Genomic DNA, 19,819 nt, shown 5'->3' with positions numbered 1-19,819 from the left:
TTATCACCATGAAAATTCGCAAACAAAAAGACACGAATACATCGCATCTTTCTTACATTTCTTCATCTAATCCGCCAATCATCTCAAGTACACGATTGAGGTCATCGTTGCCATGATACTTAATGACAATTTGTTTTTCATCAATTTTTACTTTTGTGCCAAAACGACTCTGTAATCGTTTCTCTACCTGATCCAGATTAACGTCTCGCTCTTTTTTCACCGGTTCCGGCTTAGGCTCATTCATATTTTTAACAAGCGTTTCCACGGCACGCACAGATAAATGCAATTGTATTGCCTTTTGCGCTACCTCTTCCATGAGTTTTGGATCTTTCAAGGATAACAGGGCGCGTACATGCCCCATGCTGAGTTCATTATTCACTACATGCTGTTGCACAGATGCAGGCAATTTTAATAATCGTAACATATTGGCAACATGTTCACGGGATTTCCCAATACGATGTGCTAATTCTTCCTGTTTATATCCTAGTTTCTTAATCAGCTTTTCATAGCCTTGCGCCTCTTCAATAGCATTCAGATCTTCACGCTGAATGTTTTCCAATAAGGCAATCTCCATCATCTGCTGATCATCAAAATCCATCAGGATGGCCGGAATACGCTTTAACCCAGCTAGCTTGCTGGCACGTAAACGACGCTCACCGGTAATTAGTTCATAACCTTTGACTGCTTTTTTAACTAAGATTGGTGTAAACACACCATGTAATTTAATCGAATCTGCCAATTCCTGAATCTTATCATCATCAAAGTGTTTTCTTGGCTGATAAGGATTCGGTTTTACATCCTTAACATCCACCTCAAACTTGCTGTCTTCATGAACCTCGCTTTTCCCTTGCTGAATGTCTTCTAAAACATTGCTGACATCTTCACCAAAGATAGCCGATAGTCCTTTGCCCAGTCTGGCATTGTTCTCTTTTTTTGCCATATTGACGCTTACCTCCTATCTGGCCTTCGCCTTCTTATTCATGCGGACAACCTCATTCGCTAATCCGGCATATGCTTTTGCTCCTTCACAACGTACATCATATTCAAAAATCGACATACCACGTGATGGTGCCTCGCTTAATTTTACATTTCGAGGTATATAGGTTTTATATACACGATCTTTGAAATGCTGACGAACTTCCTGTTGCACTTCTACGCTTAATTTCGTACGTCCATCATACATCGTTAAGATCACACCTTCAATCATCAGATTCTTATTAAACAGCTGCTGTACCAGACGAATCGTTAATAAAAGTTGTGTCACACCTTCCAACGCATAATATTCACACTGTACTGGAATAATAACCGAATCTGCCGCCGTTAAGGCATTGGTATTCAACAAGCCTAAAGAAGGCGGACAGTCAATGATGATAAAATCGTATTCATCCTTAATCGGTTCTAATTTGTTTTTTAATAATTCTTCTTTTCCAACCTCAAATTTTACCATCTGCAAATCGGCACCTGCTAAAGATATATTGGCTGGTATGATATCTATCGGAGGTGATGATAACTTTTTACGAATGTCTCTCACCTCATAATGTTCCATAATCAAATTGTATACAGAAAGTTTATCTTCACCTACTTCAGCACCGACTCCCTGTGTTGCGTTGCCCTGTGGATCAAAGTCTACCAACAGAACCTTGTTACCTAAATATCCTAACCCTGCCGCTAAATTAATCGAAGTGGTCGTTTTACCAACGCCCCCCTTTTGATTTGAAACAGCAATAATTTTTCCCATATGTAACCAGACCTTTCTATTTCGGAATGCGTATGGTTATGATGACATCATCCTCACGTTCTTCTTCCTGCATGAGTGCCTCACAGCCTGCCCGATTCACCATGCTTACCGCTTGATGAATGGTATTTAAAGCAATACGTATACTCTTACTAATGCCTTTCAGCATAACTTTTTTCTTTGGTTTTGGCCCTTGTGCCTCTTCCTTTAATAATTTTTCTGTCTGTGCAACGGTCAGACCTCTTTTTTCTATTTTCTGCAATGTCTGTTTCTGTTTTTCTTCATCTAAGCCTAACAAAGCACGGGCATGACGTTCACTGATACGGCGTGCACTGACTGCCTCCTGTACTTCCTCATCCAGATTTAACAAGCGAATTTTATTGGCAATAGAGCTTTGTGATTTACCTACACGTAAAGCCAGCTGCGATTGATTAATGCCAGCATATTTCATGATTTCCACATACGATTTGGCTTCTTCTATGGCACTTAAATTCTCTCTTTGAATATTTTCAACCAATGCCATTTCTGCCATCTGTACTTCATCAGCATCCATAATATTTGCCGGTACTTCTACAGCACCATTTAAACGTAATGCACGGAATCGACGTTCACCGGCGATGATTTGATATTTATCATTAACCTTTCGTACGGTGATTGGCTGAATCAAACCATTTTCACGAATTGATTGTGCCAGATCCATTAGCGCGTCTTGATCAAATTCCAAGCGTGGCTGATATGGATTCGGTTCAATCAAATCGATTGCTATCATCTTTGTATCTTCCATTCTATTCCTCCTCAAAGGGGATTTTTCTTTATTTGCGCAAATGCTCTTGGATATTTCAATGGGGTTTTCTTTACCTTTTCAAAGACAAAATTGACCCTTTTGGAACCATCCGACAGCACTTTTTCATCCCTGCGTTTCTCCTCACATCCAAGAAGGCGAATTGCTTTTTCAGCCAACGCATACTCCTCTAGCGCATTGGCACCCTTTAATGCCAAAAACATACCGCCTACCTTTACCAACGGAATGCATAATTCTGAAAGCATTGTTAAGTTTGCAACCGCTCTTGCGCTGACGATATCAAAGCTTTCCCGATGTTCTTTCGCATAATCTTCAGCTCTTGCATGTACACAATGCACATTGTTTAACTTCAGCTGATGACACAGAGCTTCTAAAAAAGTAATTCGTTTTCCTAATGTTTCTACAATCGTAATTTCTAAGTCAGGGTAAACGATTTTCAAAGGGATGCTAGGAAACCCAGCACCTGCCCCAACATCACAGAAAGTACCCTTCAGTTTTACATCAAAGGAGGGCAATATAGAATCCAGAAAATGTTTTTCATAGATTTCATCCATATCCGTAATCGCCGTCAAATTCATTTTTTGATTCCATTCAAGGAGCATAGCAGCATACATGGCAAATTGTTGCAGCTGCGTATCCTGCAAAGTTATGCCATATGATTTTACAACATGAAAAAAATCTTCTTTATGAAATGTATTGGACATAGTATCCCTCCAGCATCTACTATTATAACAAACTTACCGTATGAACAAAACATTAAGTTTATGATTTTCAATGATGGGCATCATAAAAAGAAGCAATCTTTGAAAGAATTGCCATGAAGTTTTCTGTATCTTTCTATACGTTGCATGGCTTCCCCGTCGTTTAACTGATTACAATTGATAATTTTTTAATACATCCATGATAGCATCCACATGCGCACCATACACAATCTGAATTTCTTCTTTTGTCTTTAAATAACCGGCAGCACCATTTTGACGAATGCGCTTAAAAACAAACTTATCCTGATCTTTTAATGTGATATGAAGACGTGTGATACAGGAATGAATCGCAATGATATTTTCTGCCCCGCCACAGCCTTCAATGATGACTTTTGCCATCTCATTCAAATCTTCAGCAGCAATACTTCCTTCTTGAAACGGCTCATTTTGATCATTCTCTCTTCCCGGAGTACAAAGATCAAATTTCTTGATCATTAATCGAAATAGCACATAATATATCACAAAGAAAAGCCCACCTTGAACGAATAGCATATATGGTTTTACTGCCATAGGGAGCGAACTCGCCAATACAAAGTCAATAGCCCCGGCACTAAAGCTAAAGCCAGCAATATATTGTAAGCTGGCTGCCATAAACACCGAAATACCAGTCAGTAAAGCATGCATCACATAGAGCAATGGAGATAAGAACATAAAGGAGAATTCTAATGGCTCCGTAACACCGGTGAGAAACGACGCAATAGCAGAGGATACAAAAAACGGCTTCATCTTCTTTTTCCGCGTAATAAAACAGCATTGATACATCGCCAAAGCCATGGCTACCACACCAAACATCATGATTGGATAATACCCTGCCTGATACATGCCCGTGACTCCGCGTATTCCCGTGCCTGCCCAATAATTGCCAATATCATTAATACCAATCACATCAAACCAAAAGATAGAATTTAACATATGGTGCAATCCCAATGGAACCAACAGGCGATTTAAAAACGCATAAATACCTGCGCCCAAAGGTCCCATATCCTTGATCATGGTGCCAATGGAAATAAGCAATGTAAAAATGAGAGGCCAGACGATATATAAAACGATGGAACAAAGCATAGCAAAGATGGAGGTATAAACCAAGACCCTAAAATCAGCAGGTAAATAGTTTGTAGAAACATGTTTACGACGATAACTAAATGCAGCTAACAGACCACTTAAAATCCCAATGAACTGATTATTAATATTGCCAAAAGCTTCATCTACCCGAAAGCGCAAGGTATCTTCTAAAAAAGAGACATTCGATACCGAAAGCAAACTGGTGATAATAAGAAAACATAATAATCCATTACAGGCAGCTAAACCACTTTTATCATCACTTAGTTCATAAGCTACACCGATCGCAAAAATCATTGGCATCTGAGAGATGATAACATTTCCTGTTTTCTGCAAGATCATTGCCATAAAATATAGATTTTCCATACCACTTTCTTCTAATGCATAGCCAATCCCCATAAGCAATGCCGCAGCCGGGAAGACGGCGATTGGCAACATGAGGGCTCTTCCTAATTTCTGTAGTTTCATCTTAATCAATCAGCTTTCCAATATGGATCATCAGATACACCTGTTCATTTTCCTGTAGCTCATAATGATATTTTTCTTTGATCGTTTCTCTGATCTGATGAATACAATGTTCCATTTTATCATTGCGTTTTATCAAAAAGGCATACAAATCGCCAAGCTCTTCTTTTTTCGTCTTTTGATTTGAAAACATATGCTGTCCCAAAAATTTTAAATGCGTAATAAAACGTGAAAAGTTAAGTTCATTCTCATCAAGATGAACCTGATACGTTTCCTCAACGATTCGCTGTACATCTTTAATGAAACGTAAGATTTTTGATACATTACTGCTACGCCCACCATTGTTTAATGTGGCATTGACGATATGCATGGCAATATAACCAGCCTCATCCTCTGGGAAACTGATTTCCGTATTTGCCTGAATGAGCTTTAACGCCCACAGACCCACTTTAAATTCTCTTTTATACAATGTTTTGATTTCATTTAACATGAAATTAGGAACATTGATATTCTGTTTCTTACGTTCTGCCGCATAATGGATGTGATCACTCAATGAGATCAATAGCTGTGGGCTCACTTCTATTTTTAAAGTCTCGCATGCCTTACGGGCTATGACTTCAGCAATTCGAAAATACAAAATAGGTGTACGTTCCAACAGCATATGCAGCTGTTTTTTCTGTTCATCTTCAAAGGTATATGTCTTTTCAATGCGTTTTTCATCTACCGTATCGCCGGGCCGTTTATGAAAGCCGATTCCTGCTCCGACAATGATCATTTCCTGTTTGCCTCTAATTGCCGAAACAATATTGTTGTTGTAAACATGTATGATTTGCATGATGTCCCTCCTTTTACAACAGCAATTGCTGTAATTCTTTTTCCTGTAACCTTTGCAACGCTTGCTGCAAAGCAAATGCCTGGTTACCTGCCGCCAATTCATAGCAGTATTCATCCTTTGCAAGATGATAAGCGCACAGCTTTTGTAATCGTTGTTCATCTACAAAATCCATGTCATACACAGTGATAAATAAGCTGCGATTCATCGCTTTCATCACTCTTATATTCTCCATGCCGCCAAAAACTTCTAACAGTTCTACGACATATTCATCATGGATAGCACCACGCTTTTCCTGGGGTAAATAAAGCCACTGTCTTTTATAAGAAAGCCATAGCAAGCTGATATAGATACTACCAAAAACGACCGTCAGCAATCCACCTGAAACAGAAAAGTAAGCCAAATAAAATATACAGCCACTCCCTATGCAATATACAAGCCATAATAGCGGTGCGCTGATAAACAAATACAACACAAAAGCGTCACTAGCCTGTGATAAGAGGCATTGTAACAGACACAAACTCACAAAAATAGCCATGGGATATCGTTTCTTATGAAGAAGGAATACCATCCAGGAAAGCATAAATGCAGGCATTACACCATATTGCATGACGGTAATGCCCTTCTGAAAACCGGGAAGGATATAAAAACCATCACTGATATCACGTAAACCAACAATCACAAGTCCACTATTCAGGACTTTACTAATGCTTGCCCCAACTATTCCATGCTCATATAATACAGCTGTTAAAGAGAACAATTGACGTATTGTAAATGTCCAGATAAAGTAATACGGAACAGCCAATCCCAACATGATGAAAATAGTTAATATCGGGACCAAACGACGTCCACTGAAAAAAGCCAGACTTTTGGGCAACTGTACTTGCGAAAACCGCTCAAATAGCTTTGCCGCAACCAATCCGCATAAGATGGCAGTCAATGGATTTTGAATATAATCTACAGCCACATCTACATGCCATTGATAAGCAAAAGCCTCATTCAAAACCTCACTTTGTAAAACACTGATGATGAGTAAATAAGCAATCATTGCCGATAAGACAACACTGCCATCCTTATGTCTACAAAACTGATAAGATACAAAGCCTGCCAGTAAGAAAGGCAGCGCCTTAGCATACAAGGCATCCAGACGAACAAATAGTGTCATAAAAGGAAGGATTTCAGCAAGTAGCTGACTGATACTAGCCATGATAGAAACTATAGGAAGAAACAACAAAAGAGGCATACAGGCAACCCATAATTTTCGATACCAAGTCATGAAACCACTTCCTTTTCTAGAATTATAAAACGTTTTCATGATAACATTTTTTCACAAATTGTAAATATCGCAAATAAAAATTTTTTAAAAAAAGGGATTGACAAACGAAATGTAAACGCTTATCATTTGTGTGTAAAAGTTAGAAGCGAAATGATAAAACGTGTTACTGTTCAATCAGGCATGAGTTTTTGGGGAAAAACTTATGCCTTTTTTTGTAGTTTCATGTAGATATCGTTCTGCTCTGGATCCAGCTTTACATGTTTATGTTCGTAAAACAGGAGGAAACTATGAAAAAATTATTATGTGCTTTATGTGCCATGACTTTATTGGCAACTGCAACAGGATGTTCTAACAACAATGCCGACAAGGACAAAAAGGAAACAAGCGGCAATACACTGGTTGTCGCATCAAACAACATTGACGCAAAATCACAGCCAGATGTAGATGCACAGCGTAAATTATTGGAAGAAAACGGTGTTGAGATTTTCGGACTTCAAGAAGTCGATAACATGACAAGACGTAATCACTATGATGTAGTCAGCAAATTCAAAGTTGATCCTTACAAGGATGCATTCTTCTCAAATGCCATCGCTTTCTCCGGTGGTGAATATGGTATTGCGACAGTATCGAAATATGAATTCAAGAGCAAAGATGCTACTAAATTGTATAGCGATTTATTTGCTGGTAAAGAAATCGCACAGGAATTGGCGGATGCTTACAAAGACTATGATCCAGACAATAAAGAATCCGAAGCAAAGATGGATGCTGTATCCGCAAAGAATCCTATTGAACCACGTTTATATCAGCGTGTCGTAATTGAAAAAGACGGCAAAGAAATCGCCTTCTATAACACTCATTTAAGCTATGAAGATCAGAAATTGCGCAAACAGCAGATGGAAACCTTAATGAAAGCCATGGACAGCGATACTTGCAAATATGTAATTGCAGTTGGTGATTTTAATGCCGATCAGTCCACAAAAGAATTTGATGCATTTAAAGAAAAATATCATATTGCCAATGGTTTAGATGGCAAATGGTTAGATACGTATAATGGCGTTGATGATACTATGAAAGTAAACAGTGTCGACAACATCATTGTGTCAAAAAACATCACGATCAAAGAAGTTAAAATGATTCCTTCTAAATTGTCTGACCACAATCCTCTAGTAGCTACATTAGAGCTAGGAGAATAGTTTCATAACATTACCCTTCATTTCCTATTATGAGAACTGTTAAGCGTTACAGTTCTCTTTTTATGATTATCAATTTACATCTTTAACATAAATGATATTCGAATATTCAGAATCATTAGGAGTCAATCTGTCACTAAAAAAAGCCTTCTATCTCAATTCACTTGTATAGAAGGCTCTACTATTTATTTGTATGTTTATCACGACCATTCTCTTTCATGTCTTTGTATAAGATATTCATCTTTTTACTTCGCGATTTCCATCAAATTACAATACATCAATCAAGAATAGCGCTACGTATCTGTTTCATTATGTCCACATAGGTCTTTTCCTATTTCCTTATCTAGCGCAGTTATTTCACCTTACTGCATTCTTATTGCCTATGTTTCACATTTTCACTTACGCTTTTGATTTCTCCTGACTTTGCTTGAATTCCAATGACGCTGCTCAAATCTCATCAGTATACTTAACGTTTGTGAATATCATGTTACCCTTTCATTGTTTGATACACTTACGTAATTACTACTATTTACACAACCAATATGTGAAACACTTTCTTACGGTTCTCTTTACAACGAAATTATCTTAACATGATTTATATAATTTATCTTCTCACCACCCTTATACATATATTGTTATTACGAAGTAGTTTCTTGATAAATTCTATAATCCTAATGGAACAATACTATGGAGTTTCCTCATATCCCTATGAGTGATAACATCACTGTTATCGTTTCCTGATACCTTGTCTGCTGTCACCAGTACTTCTTCAGGCTTTAACTTCCGATGATCCTCACCGTATTTTCCTAAATTATGTTGAGATTATGATATTGAAATAACTTTCCTCTGATGGAATACCTCTACAAGATACCCTTTCACGCATCAGCCTTGGACAAGTTCCATAATTCAACGATCAAACGTTCCCATCTTCTCACCGCTTTCTTTTGTTTTCTTTTTCTTTACACTTTCATTATATTCGTCAATCTGGTTATGTAAAGAGAAGTGGAAAATCTGGCGTTTTTTTGGAATAATCTGTTACTTTATGTATGCTTAGTGAAATCTCTTACTTTGGCAATGACTTCCGGTCGTCTAGCTCTTGCAAAAGGTAATTCTATTTTCTGCAAAAATACACTTTCTGTTTCAAATCGTGTTACATATTGCAAATTAACCAAAAAACTGGAATGAATCCGTAAAAAGTGATATTTTTCAAAATACTTTTCAGCATCTTTAATACTCTTGCGTTCACTGAATTCTCCTCGTTTTGTATGATAAACAAGGTTTTTATTATCTTTTTCAATGTAATAAATATCACTGATTTTCAAAGGTACACTGATATGGTTATAAGAGAAGAAATATTCTTCCTGATTGGCCAATAAATTTCGCACAAAAGGATCAATACGCTGAAATTCATGTCGTAACCGTCTACGATCGATATATAAAATACGTTCAAAGTTGCCAACTTCATGCTCATAGCGTTTTTCTTCTAACGTTGTAAATATGACAACACGTTCCGGATAAGGTTGAATAAAGGTGCCGGCAATTCTTTGCGTGTCAAATTTATCTTGAAGAATAAGAATCTGATATTCTTTCTGCTGTTGGGCTTTCACAAATTGTGACAACTTTGCGAAATACTGAAAGGTCCAATCTTCATCCTTTAAAATATCTCCTAAAATAAATAAGATATTTTTTACCATTTCTTCACTTTCTAAAATTGCCACCCTTAACATGACCCTCACCTCATCTTTTCTTATAAATCACTATAACGCAATCGTTGTATTCCTTTTGCTTGTAAATACTCGTTTAAATCTTTGTTGCATAATATATCCAATTCATTTATACGTTGTATATTATAGGAAGTTGTTTGTTGTAAAAACATATCGAGATAAGCCGGATGACACATTAAATCATAGCAGTTTGCTTCCTCTAAAGAATCCACAATTTGTTTCAAATTTGAGATTGTTGCACCATCTGCATAAAACTGATCAAGTAAGAGTGCATGTGGCATCATTGTTTCGTATTGAAACCCACCGCGCACCGGCAGATCATATTCCTTTTGCAGCCGCTCGAATACTCCTTGTACATGAGGAAAGGTATGGATATGATGATGAGAATCTAAATGATCAGGATGCAAACCGGACGCAAACACTTTTTCAATTTGGAGCTTTAGTTCTTCATACATTTCCTCTTCGTCAAATTCATTGATATCCCCTTGCTTTTTAAAAGAACCATCCCTTCTTGTTAAGCTCTTATACCCCTTACCTAATGGATAATAACAGGTCAAGGTTAAATGGACACCGATGCCTAAATCGCGATGCTGCTTTGCCAATGTGACAGCATGCGCAAATCCGGGCATATTTGCCATCATAGATGTTGATGTAACGATGCCTTCCTGATAGCCTTTCAGGATGCCATAGTTTACTGCCTCATCGAAACCGAAATCATCGGCATTAACGATTAATCGCTTCATTTCAATGCTCCTCCTTTGACATATCGTCATCTTCATTATACTCCTTTTTTCCTCTCCTGCTTAGGAAGGTTCGAAATAAAGCGACTCTTTCGCTATTAGAAAAGCAGGCTTTTACCTGCTCTATTTTACTCTATCGTTTCTCTCCAAATCTTAGCACCTAAAGCACTCAGTTTTTCATCAATGTGTTCATAACCTCTTTCAATATGATAAATATTACGAATGGTTGTCGTTCCTTCTGCAATCAATCCGGCAATGACAAGGCATGCTCCACAACGCAAATCGGTTGCAGACACTTCAGCACCGGATAATGGTGTCGGTCCATTGATGAATGAGCTTGGTATCATCACATTAATATTAGCCCCCATCTTTGCTAACTCCTGACAATGTTTAAAACGCTCTGTATAGATTGTTTCCGTCACAATAGACTGTCCATGTGCTTGTGTCAGTAATGCCGTTAACGGTTGCTGGATATCTGTCGCAAAGCCAGGATATGGGAGTGTTTTGATATCTGTTGCTTTTAAATTTCCCGTATTTCCTTTTATAATCAGGCGATCTACATCTACCTTAATATCAACACCGATTTCATGCAGCTTGCTTAATAAGGACTCTAAATGCTGTGGAATGACGTTTTCCACAACAACCTCATCAGCCGCTGCTGCTGCTAATACGATATATGTCGCTGCTTCAATACGATCAGGTATAATTTCATGGAAACAGCCGCCTAATGCCTCAACACCATCAATCGTGATGACATTCGTTCCTGCTCCACGTATCTTTGCACCCATCTTATTTAATAAAGTAGCCACATCAATGATCTCAGGTTCTTTTGCGGCATTTTCGATGGTTGTTCTGCCTTGTGCATGAACAGCAGCCATCATGATATTGATCGTAGCCCCGACACTGGCAATATCCAAGAAAATTTTATTTCCGATCAATTGTGGTGCATCTAAGATATATGCTCCATGGTCATAATGAATGGTCGCTCCTAATGCTTCAAATCCTTTTAAATGTAAATCAATCGGGCGAGGACCTAAATAACAACCTCCGGGCATCCGAATTTCCGCATGGCCATATTTACCTAATAATGCCCCCATAAAATAATAGGATGCTCTTAATTTATTTACCGCTTCATGGATCAAAGGTTTATTTTCCATCTGTGTCGGATCAATGACAATGCTGTCAGAGGAACGTATATCGACAACAACCCCAAGATCACGAAGGAGTACAGATAAAGATTCTACATCGGATATGCTTGGTACCCCACATATCGTAACCGGTCCGTTTGCTAATATTGCTGCTGGTATAAGTGCTACCGTCGCATTTTTTGATCCGCTGATGCGCACGGTACCATTCAATTTATGTCCACCTTCTATTTTGATAACTTCTTCCATGTTTATCTCCTTCCAGTATTACTATTTTATTATGAAATCTATCACTCGTGATAGTTGCGTGTAAAAAAGTGCATTCTTATTATAAAACATTTTATCCCGTATAGCTATGAGAAAATAGACAAATTCACATTTCCCTATGAAGCACAATGAAAAGCGGTAATTGCCTATACATAATTATAACATAGCTTTTTAAAGAAAAGCGATTTTCCATATATTGTTATACATCCTTAAATATAACTCTTTTTGCTTTCTCGCTTGATTTCATGTACTCATGCTTTCCTAAGAAATATCTTACATAGCCATTGGACATATAAGTAGTAAACACCTTTTTCACATCGGATAAGTTAAAACGAATGGCAATTATTGTATTCATGAATATCATCATCAATCATACTGTAGAAACGGTCCATAAAGTATACACTAATTGACTTTTCAAATACACTATGAAAAGATACCCTGTAACAGCATAATATCTTTGTTTGCGAATAGCCTGTTCCTATTTTAATTATCCTTACCCTGCCTGCTTTCTTTTTTAAATATTGCATGCAAAAGGAGTATTCATCACAATCTTTCGCAAACATATTGAAATTATATAAACCCATCCTATTCGCCTAGTTCTTCCCATCTAAAATCCTTTGTTAGAATTTTCTTATTTCTTGCTATTTTAATTAGTAAATATATAATTATTTTGCTATAATAAGACTTAGTGATTTAAACGATTTAAAGGAGAGTGGAACGATGAAAGAAATCGCTTTTGATAACGACAAATATCTAAAACTGCAATCAAAGCATATCTTAGATAGAATTTCTAAATTTGACAATAAGCTATATCTGGAATTCGGCGGCAAGCTGTTCGATGATCATCATGCTGCACGTGTCCTTCCGGGATTTCAGCCAGATAGTAAATTAAAAATGTTGTTAGAACTGAAAGAAGAAGTAGAAATTGTTATCGCTGTTTGCGCAAGTGATATAGAGAAAAATAAAATTCGCAGCGACATGGGAATCACCTATGATGTAGAAGTACTGCGTTTGATTGATGCCTTCCGTGATACCGGTTTATTTGTAGGTAGTGTCGTCATTACGCAATATGCGAACCAGGCATCCGCTGATACATTTAAAAAACACCTGGAACATTTAGGTATTCGTGTTTTCCTGCATTATCAGATTGCCGGTTATCCTAACAACATTCCGCTGATTGTTTCTGATGAAGGTTATGGAAAGAATGAATACATAGAAACCACGAAACCATTAATCGTGGTGACAGCTCCGGGTCCGGGTTCCGGTAAGATGGCTACCTGTTTGTCACAGCTTTACCACGAACATAAGCGTGGTGTAAAAGCCGGTTATGCGAAATTTGAGACTTTCCCTATCTGGAATCTTCCTCTAAAACATCCGGTAAATCTTGCTTATGAAGCTGCGACAGCTGATTTAAATGATATTAATATGATTGATCCTTTCCATTTAGAGGCTTATGGTGAAACAACGGTAAATTATAATCGTGATGTAGAAATATTCCCTGTTTTAAATACGATGTTTGAAAAGATTCTAGGCGTAAGCCCTTATAAATCACCAACGGATATGGGGGTTAACATGGTTGGTTATTGCATATGCGATGATGAAGCAGCACGCAAAGCAAGTACTGAGGAAATTATTCGCCGTTACTATAAAGCGAAGGTAGACTTCAAAAAAGGACATACCAATGAAGACACAATCAAAAAAATAGAAATTATCATGTCTCAGGCAAATATCATACCGGAAGAACGTGCTTGTGTAAAACCGGCACTTACCAAAGCGGAAGAGACAAATGCACCGGCTGTTGCCATTGAATTACCGGATGGCACCATTGTCACAGGAAAAACAACATCTTTATTAGGTGCCAGTTCGGCAGCATTATTAAATGCCTTAAAGAAATTAGGCAATATCAATGATATCATTCCTTTAATATCACCGAATATCATTGAACCAATCCAAAAATTAAAAGTGGGGTCATTAGGCAATCACAATCCTCGTTTACATACCGATGAAGTTCTAATCGCCCTTGCCATCAGTGCTACGACCAATCCGGTATCACATTTGGCATTGCAGCAGCTTGATAAATTAAAGAATTGTGAAGCCCATAGTACTGTTATTCTATCACAAGTAGATGCGGGAACCTTCCGTAAGTTAAAGGTCAATCTGACTTGCGAGGATCAGTATCAGACCAAAAAATTATATCATCGTTAATTAAATCACTCTTGAACTATCGTAAGGTTTGCTGTCTTGAAAGAAGCAAACCTTTTATTTTTCCCCTATCGAATACAATAGTCTTTCTAAAAATATAAGATATGATAAAAATACAGTAGGAATTATTGCATACCAATAGTCAAAACAGCATTATATAAAAGAAGAAAGTCATGCCCTTAATCTTTTATGATATACACTTTTAGACATTATGGTACAAAACAAAGAAGCAACATAAAAGAAGAAATCTAATATCACTTACACAAGGATAGGATTTCTTCTTTTTCAATCACTATATCGTTTAACTTGTTTCTATTAGAATAAACCTACGATATGTCCTTCTTCATTGATGTCCATATCTAAGGCAGCCGGATGTTTTGGTAAACCCGGCATGGTCAAAACTTTCCCGGTCAATGCGACAATAAAGCCGGCACCTAAAGATGGATTTAATTCACGTACCGTAATACGGAAACCTTTTGGTGCACCATAAACCTTCGCATCATCGCTTAAAGACATCTGTGTTTTGGCCATACAGATTGGCATCTTATTCCAGCCAAGTGCATTATACAGAGCAATCTGAGCTTTGGCCTCTTCGGTAAAATCAACACCATCAGCGCCATATACCTTCGTTGCAATTGCCTGAATCTTATCTTCAATGCTGTCTTCTACAGCATATAAAGGCGCATAAGCATTCTCTTGATCACATAAAGCAACTAGCTGCTGTGCTAAATCAATGGCTCCTTCGCCACCTTTTGCCCATACCTGAGATAAAGACATTGGATGTTGATGCTCTTTACACCAGTTTTCTAGAGCTTCTACTTCTTTTGGTGTATCGGTTGCGAATTCGTTAATCGCTACGATATAAGGAAGACCGAATTGTTTTACGGTATCAATGTGTTTTGCTAAGTTTGCACAACCGGCTAACATAGCTTCGACATTTTCTTCCTTTAAATCTTCATAAGCAACATTTCCATGCTGCTTCAAAGCACGAATCGTTGCCACGATAACCACTGCATTTGGTTTTAAGCCACCAAAGCGACATTTGATATCTAAGAATTTTTCAGCTCCTAAATCTGCGCCAAAACCAGCTTCCGTAACCGTATAATCTGCCAGTTTAAGACAAGTCTTAGTTGCCAAAATAGAGTTACATCCATGAGCGATATTCGCAAAAGGACCGCCATGAATCAAAACCGGATTGTGTTCCAATGTCTGCACCATATTTGGTTTGATGGCATCCTTTAACACCATAGCCAAAGCACCTTCAATGCCTAAGTCCTTTACATAAATAGGTTCCTTTTTCGTATTATAAGCAACCAACATACGACCCAAACGCTCTTTTAGATCCATGAGGGATGTAGCTAAGCATAACACCGCCATAACTTCGGATGCGACCGTGATGTTAAAGCCATCCTTACGCTCTACACCATTGGCTTTTGCGCCTTGTCCGATATTGATATTACGCAGCGTGCGATCATTCATATCCAGACAGCGTTTCCAAGTTACATGTTCAATGTCAATATCCAGTTCATTGCCCTGATGAATATGATTGTCTAAACAAGCACTGATTAAATTATTGGCCGTTGTGATGGCATGCATGTCACCGGTGAAATGCAGATTGATATCTTCCATTGGCACAACTTGCGCATAGCCGCCTCCGGCTGCCCCACCTTTCAAACCAAAGACCGGTCCTAAAGATGGTTCACGTAAAGCAATCATCGTCTTTTTTCCAATACGGTTTAAGGCATCTCCCAATCCAACCGTTGTCGTTGATTTTCCTTCACCGGCTTTTGTTGGATTGATGGCAGTCACCAGAATCAGTTTACCATCCGCTTTATCCTGATTGCGGTTTAATAAATCCAGGGATACTTTTGCCTTATAATTGCCATAGTATTCCAAGTCACTTTCCTCAACACCAATTTTAGCCGCTACATCGCGAATATGCTCCAATGTGCATTCTTGTGCAATTTCCAAATCTGTTTTAAACATGACGTTCCTCCTTCTGATCGTAATCAATTACATATCTTTTTTGCCAATATCATGGCGATGGAACAACTTCTCACACTGAATTTTTGCTACCTCATGATAAGCTTTATCATATGCAGCTTGTAAAGTATCTTCCTGTGCCACAACAATCATGACACGTCCGCCGGCGGTTACTAACTTACCATCTTTCTTTGCCGTTCCCATGTGATAAACAAGGGCATCTACTTCATCACAGCCTGTAATCACAGCATCCTTAGTACTTCCCGCAGGATAGCCTTCACTTGCTAAGACAACACCAAGTGTTACCTTATCATCCCATGTTAATTCCATAGCCTCATGATTCATCACACGCAAAATAACATCAACGAAATCACTTTTTAAGCGTGGTAAAATTACTTCTGCTTCCGGATCACCGAAGCGGGCATTGAATTCAATGGTCTTAATACCTTTATCCGTTAACATTAAACCGCCATATAAGAAACCGGTAAATGAATGGCCTTCTTTCACCATTGCTTTGGCCATTGGCACCATGATGGTATCCATTGCCTCTTGAATGATTTCCGGTGTAATTTTCTTAACCGGTGAATAGCAGCCCATACCTCCGGTATTAGGACCTTTATCTCCATCATACGCACATTTATGATCCTGAGCCACCTGCATTGGCACAACGATATCATCACATACAAAGCAAATCAAAGAGAACTCAAAGCCTACCAGACATTCCTCAATCACAACCTTATTACCGGGAATGCCGAATGCAATATGTATTGCCTCTAGCGCTTCTTCTTCACTTTGAGCAACGGTAACACCTTTTCCGGCTTTTAAGCCATCTTCTTTAATAACGATAGGAGCACCTTGTGCCTTTACATAGGCAACTGCAGCATCTTCCTTATCAAAGGTTGCATAAGCAGCGGTTGGTACATCGTATTTCACCATGATCTGCTTTGCGAAATCTTTGCTGGACTCAATTTGTGCCGCATCCTTCGTAGGTCCGAAAATCTTTAAGCCAGCCTGTTGAAATGCATCGACAACACCAAGGGATAGACTAGCCTCAGGTCCGACGATTGTCAAATCTATCTGTTCTTTTTTCGCAAATGCAACCAAACCTTCCACATCACTGTCACTGATGTCTACACAGGTCGCAAACTGTGCCATGCCGGGATTTCCCGGTGCAGCATAAACTTCATCTACCAAAGCACTTTTATGTGCTGCAAGTGCAAGAGCATGCTCTCTTCCACCCTTTCCAATTACCAATACCTTCATTTTTCTTTTCCTTTCTGTTATCTAAAATAAAAAAACATGAAAAGTTCGCAAGAAACCTTCATGACCATGTCAAAAGATTCCTTGTAGTCCACCGATTAGGTCAGCGGGTAGAAACTATCAACCAAATTATGATACTATACAAGGTTTTACCACATTTATTTTACTTTATTTCATGTACTTTTACAATCCTAATTATAGCTGCCTTTTTTACTTCGATTGATTTTTTACATCCGTAGGAAAACCCGCTTCTTCAATTTTTCGCATCCCCCCTTATTTTTCCTTCATAGTTCACCTTAACTAGCTTTTCTTCAACATATAAAAGAAAAGATGTCATTGCGACACCTCATCTTCTAAAAATGCACTACCACTGATATTATTCGTACGGAAGATACTGCCATCCGCTTTTAGATAAAAGATTGCCTGTCCGGTGTATACGACTTCTTTACTATCTTGTACATAATAATAGCGAAGATTGGTCGCATAGTAGTCATATCCTTTATCTTTTATTTGAAAGGTTAACTCATAACTGATATTCTTATCTTCCACATTTGGCTTTCCTTGTTTCCATTGTACACCAACATGTGGATTTACACATTCGATACGCTGTAGTTTCCCTTTGGTTTTCTCATGCATTTCAAGGTCTAGCACCTTCGGTTTTCCATCAACTCGCATAGCAAAAGATTCTCCTTCATCAAAATCAAACGTTTTTACTTTGCGGTTTTGTAAGTGTACCTCACCGATCGTTTCTGAATGTTTCTTATCCCCTTCTTGATAAATCAGCTGCGTAAAACTAAGCTCACTGTTGTCCAACAGGTGCATGATCACAGAGAATTCTTGCCAAGTATCATCTTTTATTATTTCAGTAGGCATTATTTTATAAGGCGGATCCATCTTTTTAGCACACTGATAATCGTGGATATCCACAAACTTCCCACTTCCCTGATAGAGATAATCAACTTGCCAGAAATGTGCATTATCCATTTCATAATAGTAACTGATTTTAGGCAGCATGGTTTCCTTTTTCTGTGTCGCCTTGCAAACGGCATAACCACCAAGTACTAGTATAACCAATACAACAACAACGATTATTTTCTTTTTCATTTTGTTTCAATGCCTCCTTTCTCAATACGGAAATGCTGTTTTATATCTAGTGGATGCTTATTTTCACCTTCGGTAAAATTATAAATTTCCAAATCATACTCAACCACCGGACAATTTTTCTTTCTATGATGTCCTACGATCATTCCGATAAGCTCATTCTCACTTTTTACCCTTTCTTGATAAAAGCTAGCGCCTATACCTGCATTATTTACCGATATATGAAAGAACTCACGATTTTCTAAAGGATATGTGTAAGGATATACGATAGCATAAATATAGGATTTCCCATCTGCCTCCGCATACATGCTTATCGTTCCATCTTTATTCTTTTTCTCTTGATGAATAAAAGTGGTTTTCGCTTGCTTCTGCAACTCGCGAATCTTTTTCTCTACACCTTCTCTTGTATTTCCAAAGTCAACATAGCCATTTTCTACATTACACGTTTCTTCTACAATCTGCTGGTTTGGTAATGCATAGACATTTCCCATATACACCAATACGCTAATCACGCTTGCGATAAAGTATAGGATCATGATTGCTTCCAAAGAAAGAATACGCACCTTTTTCCCTGTCAACACTTGATTGATTCGCTTTTCATAAAATTTTCGATAACCTGCATACAACAATACCCCCAGTAAGATCACAATACCTAGCATGCATAGAAACCCTTCTGTACTCTGCGGCGCAAAAATTTTTTGTAATTGTTCTTTCATCTTGTTCGCCTCCTAGAAACCCATCTCTTCTTTGAAACGGTAATAATAGCTTCGTGATACTTCAATTTCCTCTTGATTATCCAACACCAGTGTGAATTTCATATAAAGATTGGTACGAATCCTTCGAATTGCTTTTTTATTGACGATATACGCTTTATGAACACGCAGAAAACCTTTTTCATACAAGCCTGCTTCTAATTGATACATCGTATTCTTACTACGATAACAGCCACTTTTCGCATGGACGAGTATTTCCTGGGAAATACTTTCAATATACAGGATCTCATCCACTGCCAAGCGCATATGCTCTTCGCCATCTTTTACCAACAGGTAATCATACTCATGGTTAATTTCATATAAGACCATACTCGCATGATCATCAAATTGTACATCCCCCTTTTGGATAGCCGCCTTTACTTTTTCCACTGTTTCTTTTCTACACAGCAACCTTATTTTCATGATCTTTCCCTCTCTTCACTTTTAGTTTAACGAATTCACGCTTTAAGACAAGCTACTTTCTATAACCTGCATTTTATGGGGATAAGTTGCACTGCAAAAGCC

At 38.0% G+C, this 19,819-nt stretch carries 18 protein-coding genes and 1 riboswitch; of the genes, 2 read left to right on the top strand and 16 right to left on the bottom strand.

Annotated elements, in window-relative coordinates; genetic code table 11:
• Positions 1-52: 52 nt before the first annotated feature.
• The 7 genes from KJS44_RS01115 to KJS44_RS01085 form a co-directional block, all read right to left on the bottom strand.
• Positions 53-940, bottom strand: coding sequence for a ParB/RepB/Spo0J family partition protein (locus KJS44_RS01115; RefSeq protein ID WP_008691189.1), 888 nt, complete (start codon positions 938-940; stop codon positions 53-55).
• 15 nt (positions 941-955) lie between these two features.
• Positions 956-1,738 carry a ParA family protein gene (locus KJS44_RS01110; RefSeq protein WP_008691188.1) on the bottom strand — a complete coding sequence of 261 codons (783 nt, stop codon included), beginning with the start codon at positions 1,736-1,738 and terminating at the stop codon, positions 956-958.
• Positions 1,739-1,754: 16 nt separating this feature from the next.
• Entirely contained in the window at positions 1,755-2,519 is a 765-nt protein-coding gene (locus KJS44_RS01105; RefSeq protein ID WP_008691186.1) for a ParB/RepB/Spo0J family partition protein, read from the bottom strand.
• A gap of 11 nt (positions 2,520-2,530) precedes the next feature.
• Positions 2,531-3,241, bottom strand: a complete 711-nt coding sequence (gene rsmG, locus KJS44_RS01100) for a 16S rRNA (guanine(527)-N(7))-methyltransferase RsmG (RefSeq protein WP_008691184.1) — start codon at positions 3,239-3,241, stop codon at positions 2,531-2,533.
• A gap of 168 nt (positions 3,242-3,409) precedes the next feature.
• Entirely contained in the window at positions 3,410-4,825 is a 1,416-nt protein-coding gene (locus KJS44_RS01095) for a PTS transporter subunit EIIC (protein WP_226897107.1), read from the bottom strand.
• A 1-nt stretch (position 4,826) separates the two neighbouring features.
• Positions 4,827-5,657: a PRD domain-containing protein gene (locus tag KJS44_RS01090; RefSeq protein ID WP_008691180.1), complete on the bottom strand. Its 831-nt coding sequence runs from the start codon at positions 5,655-5,657 to the stop codon at positions 4,827-4,829.
• A gap of 13 nt (positions 5,658-5,670) precedes the next feature.
• Positions 5,671-6,930 (bottom strand): PTS transporter subunit EIIC, encoded by a 1,260-nt coding sequence (locus KJS44_RS01085; protein ID WP_008691178.1) that lies wholly within the window; start codon positions 6,928-6,930, stop codon positions 5,671-5,673.
• A gap of 287 nt (positions 6,931-7,217) precedes the next feature.
• Between KJS44_RS01085 and KJS44_RS01080 the strand changes: the two genes are divergently transcribed.
• Positions 7,218-8,123 carry an endonuclease/exonuclease/phosphatase family protein gene (locus KJS44_RS01080; protein WP_008691176.1) on the top strand — a complete coding sequence of 302 codons (906 nt, stop codon included), beginning with the start codon at positions 7,218-7,220 and terminating at the stop codon, positions 8,121-8,123.
• Between the two features lie 1,037 nt (positions 8,124-9,160).
• On the opposite strand, the gene KJS44_RS01075 is transcribed toward KJS44_RS01080, so the two are convergent.
• The 4 genes from KJS44_RS01075 to KJS44_RS01060 form a co-directional block, all read right to left on the bottom strand.
• Complete coding sequence (locus tag KJS44_RS01075; protein ID WP_008691175.1) at positions 9,161-9,847, bottom strand: LytR/AlgR family response regulator transcription factor; 687 nt, start codon at positions 9,845-9,847, stop codon at positions 9,161-9,163.
• A gap of 20 nt (positions 9,848-9,867) precedes the next feature.
• A complete protein-coding gene (gene chbG, locus KJS44_RS01070; protein ID WP_008691174.1) occupies positions 9,868-10,587 on the bottom strand; it encodes a chitin disaccharide deacetylase in 720 nt (239 codons plus the stop codon).
• Between the two features lie 125 nt (positions 10,588-10,712).
• A complete protein-coding gene (locus tag KJS44_RS01065; protein ID WP_008691173.1) occupies positions 10,713-11,978 on the bottom strand; it encodes a UDP-N-acetylglucosamine 1-carboxyvinyltransferase in 1,266 nt (421 codons plus the stop codon).
• Positions 11,979-12,195: 217 nt separating this feature from the next.
• Positions 12,196-12,351, bottom strand: coding sequence for a hypothetical protein (locus tag KJS44_RS01060; RefSeq protein WP_155949110.1), 156 nt, complete (start codon positions 12,349-12,351; stop codon positions 12,196-12,198).
• 365 nt (positions 12,352-12,716) lie between these two features.
• On the opposite strand from KJS44_RS01060, the gene KJS44_RS01055 reads away from it, so the two are divergent.
• Complete coding sequence (locus KJS44_RS01055; RefSeq protein ID WP_008691162.1) at positions 12,717-14,201, top strand: DUF1846 domain-containing protein; 1,485 nt, start codon at positions 12,717-12,719, stop codon at positions 14,199-14,201.
• Between the two features lie 312 nt (positions 14,202-14,513).
• Here KJS44_RS01055 and KJS44_RS01050 read toward each other — a convergent pair whose 3' ends face one another.
• The 5 genes from KJS44_RS01050 to KJS44_RS01030 form a co-directional block, all read right to left on the bottom strand.
• Positions 14,514-16,184: a formate--tetrahydrofolate ligase gene (locus tag KJS44_RS01050; protein WP_008691160.1), complete on the bottom strand. Its 1,671-nt coding sequence runs from the start codon at positions 16,182-16,184 to the stop codon at positions 14,514-14,516.
• 27 nt (positions 16,185-16,211) lie between these two features.
• The gene (gene purD, locus KJS44_RS01045; RefSeq protein ID WP_008691158.1) at positions 16,212-17,444 is read right to left on the bottom strand and encodes a phosphoribosylamine--glycine ligase; all 1,233 of its coding nucleotides are present in this window, start codon (positions 17,442-17,444) and stop codon (positions 16,212-16,214) included.
• A gap of 64 nt (positions 17,445-17,508) precedes the next feature.
• A riboswitch (purine riboswitch) is annotated at positions 17,509-17,606 on the bottom strand.
• A gap of 168 nt (positions 17,607-17,774) precedes the next feature.
• A complete protein-coding gene (locus tag KJS44_RS01040) occupies positions 17,775-18,545 on the bottom strand; it encodes a hypothetical protein (protein WP_008691156.1) in 771 nt (256 codons plus the stop codon).
• Positions 18,542-19,258: a hypothetical protein gene (locus KJS44_RS01035; protein ID WP_008691154.1), complete on the bottom strand. Its 717-nt coding sequence runs from the start codon at positions 19,256-19,258 to the stop codon at positions 18,542-18,544. Before KJS44_RS01035 ends, KJS44_RS01040 begins: the two co-directional genes overlap by 4 nt.
• 12 nt (positions 19,259-19,270) lie before the next feature.
• Positions 19,271-19,717, bottom strand: coding sequence for a LytR/AlgR family response regulator transcription factor (locus tag KJS44_RS01030; protein ID WP_008691152.1), 447 nt, complete (start codon positions 19,715-19,717; stop codon positions 19,271-19,273).
• Between the last annotated feature and the right edge of the window lie 102 nt (positions 19,718-19,819).

It is taken from the genome of Longicatena caecimuris, assembly GCF_018406465.1.
Classification (GTDB): domain Bacteria; phylum Bacillota_I; class Bacilli_A; order Erysipelotrichales; family Erysipelotrichaceae; genus Longicatena; species Longicatena caecimuris.
The sequence above is the reverse complement of the archived record's forward strand: the minus strand, read 5'-3'. Positions and strand labels throughout refer to the sequence as shown.

Coding starts and splice junctions, on each gene's coding strand:
- KJS44_RS01035 (WP_008691154.1), bottom strand. CDS start 19,258: ATGAAAGAACAATTACAAAAAATTTTTGCGCCGCAGAGTACAGAAGGG.
- KJS44_RS01050 (WP_008691160.1), bottom strand. CDS start 16,184: ATGTTTAAAACAGATTTGGAAATTGCACAAGAATGCACATTGGAGCAT.
- KJS44_RS01055 (WP_008691162.1), top strand. CDS start 12,717: ATGAAAGAAATCGCTTTTGATAACGACAAATATCTAAAACTGCAATCA.
- KJS44_RS01110 (WP_008691188.1), bottom strand. CDS start 1,738: ATGGGAAAAATTATTGCTGTTTCAAATCAAAAGGGGGGCGTTGGTAAA.
- KJS44_RS01080 (WP_008691176.1), top strand. CDS start 7,218: ATGAAAAAATTATTATGTGCTTTATGTGCCATGACTTTATTGGCAACT.
- chbG (WP_008691174.1), bottom strand. CDS start 10,587: ATGAAGCGATTAATCGTTAATGCCGATGATTTCGGTTTCGATGAGGCA.
- purD (WP_008691158.1), bottom strand. CDS start 17,444: ATGAAGGTATTGGTAATTGGAAAGGGTGGAAGAGAGCATGCTCTTGCA.
- KJS44_RS01040 (WP_008691156.1), bottom strand. CDS start 18,545: ATGAAAAAGAAAATAATCGTTGTTGTTGTATTGGTTATACTAGTACTT.
- KJS44_RS01115 (WP_008691189.1), bottom strand. CDS start 940: ATGGCAAAAAAAGAGAACAATGCCAGACTGGGCAAAGGACTATCGGCT.
- KJS44_RS01030 (WP_008691152.1), bottom strand. CDS start 19,717: ATGAAAATAAGGTTGCTGTGTAGAAAAGAAACAGTGGAAAAAGTAAAG.
- KJS44_RS01105 (WP_008691186.1), bottom strand. CDS start 2,519: ATGGAAGATACAAAGATGATAGCAATCGATTTGATTGAACCGAATCCA.
- KJS44_RS01085 (WP_008691178.1), bottom strand. CDS start 6,930: ATGACTTGGTATCGAAAATTATGGGTTGCCTGTATGCCTCTTTTGTTG.
- KJS44_RS01065 (WP_008691173.1), bottom strand. CDS start 11,978: ATGGAAGAAGTTATCAAAATAGAAGGTGGACATAAATTGAATGGTACC.
- KJS44_RS01095 (WP_226897107.1), bottom strand. CDS start 4,825: ATGAAACTACAGAAATTAGGAAGAGCCCTCATGTTGCCAATCGCCGTC.
- KJS44_RS01075 (WP_008691175.1), bottom strand. CDS start 9,847: ATGTTAAGGGTGGCAATTTTAGAAAGTGAAGAAATGGTAAAAAATATC.
- KJS44_RS01090 (WP_008691180.1), bottom strand. CDS start 5,657: ATGCAAATCATACATGTTTACAACAACAATATTGTTTCGGCAATTAGA.
- KJS44_RS01060 (WP_155949110.1), bottom strand. CDS start 12,351: ATGAATACAATAATTGCCATTCGTTTTAACTTATCCGATGTGAAAAAG.
- rsmG (WP_008691184.1), bottom strand. CDS start 3,241: ATGTCCAATACATTTCATAAAGAAGATTTTTTTCATGTTGTAAAATCA.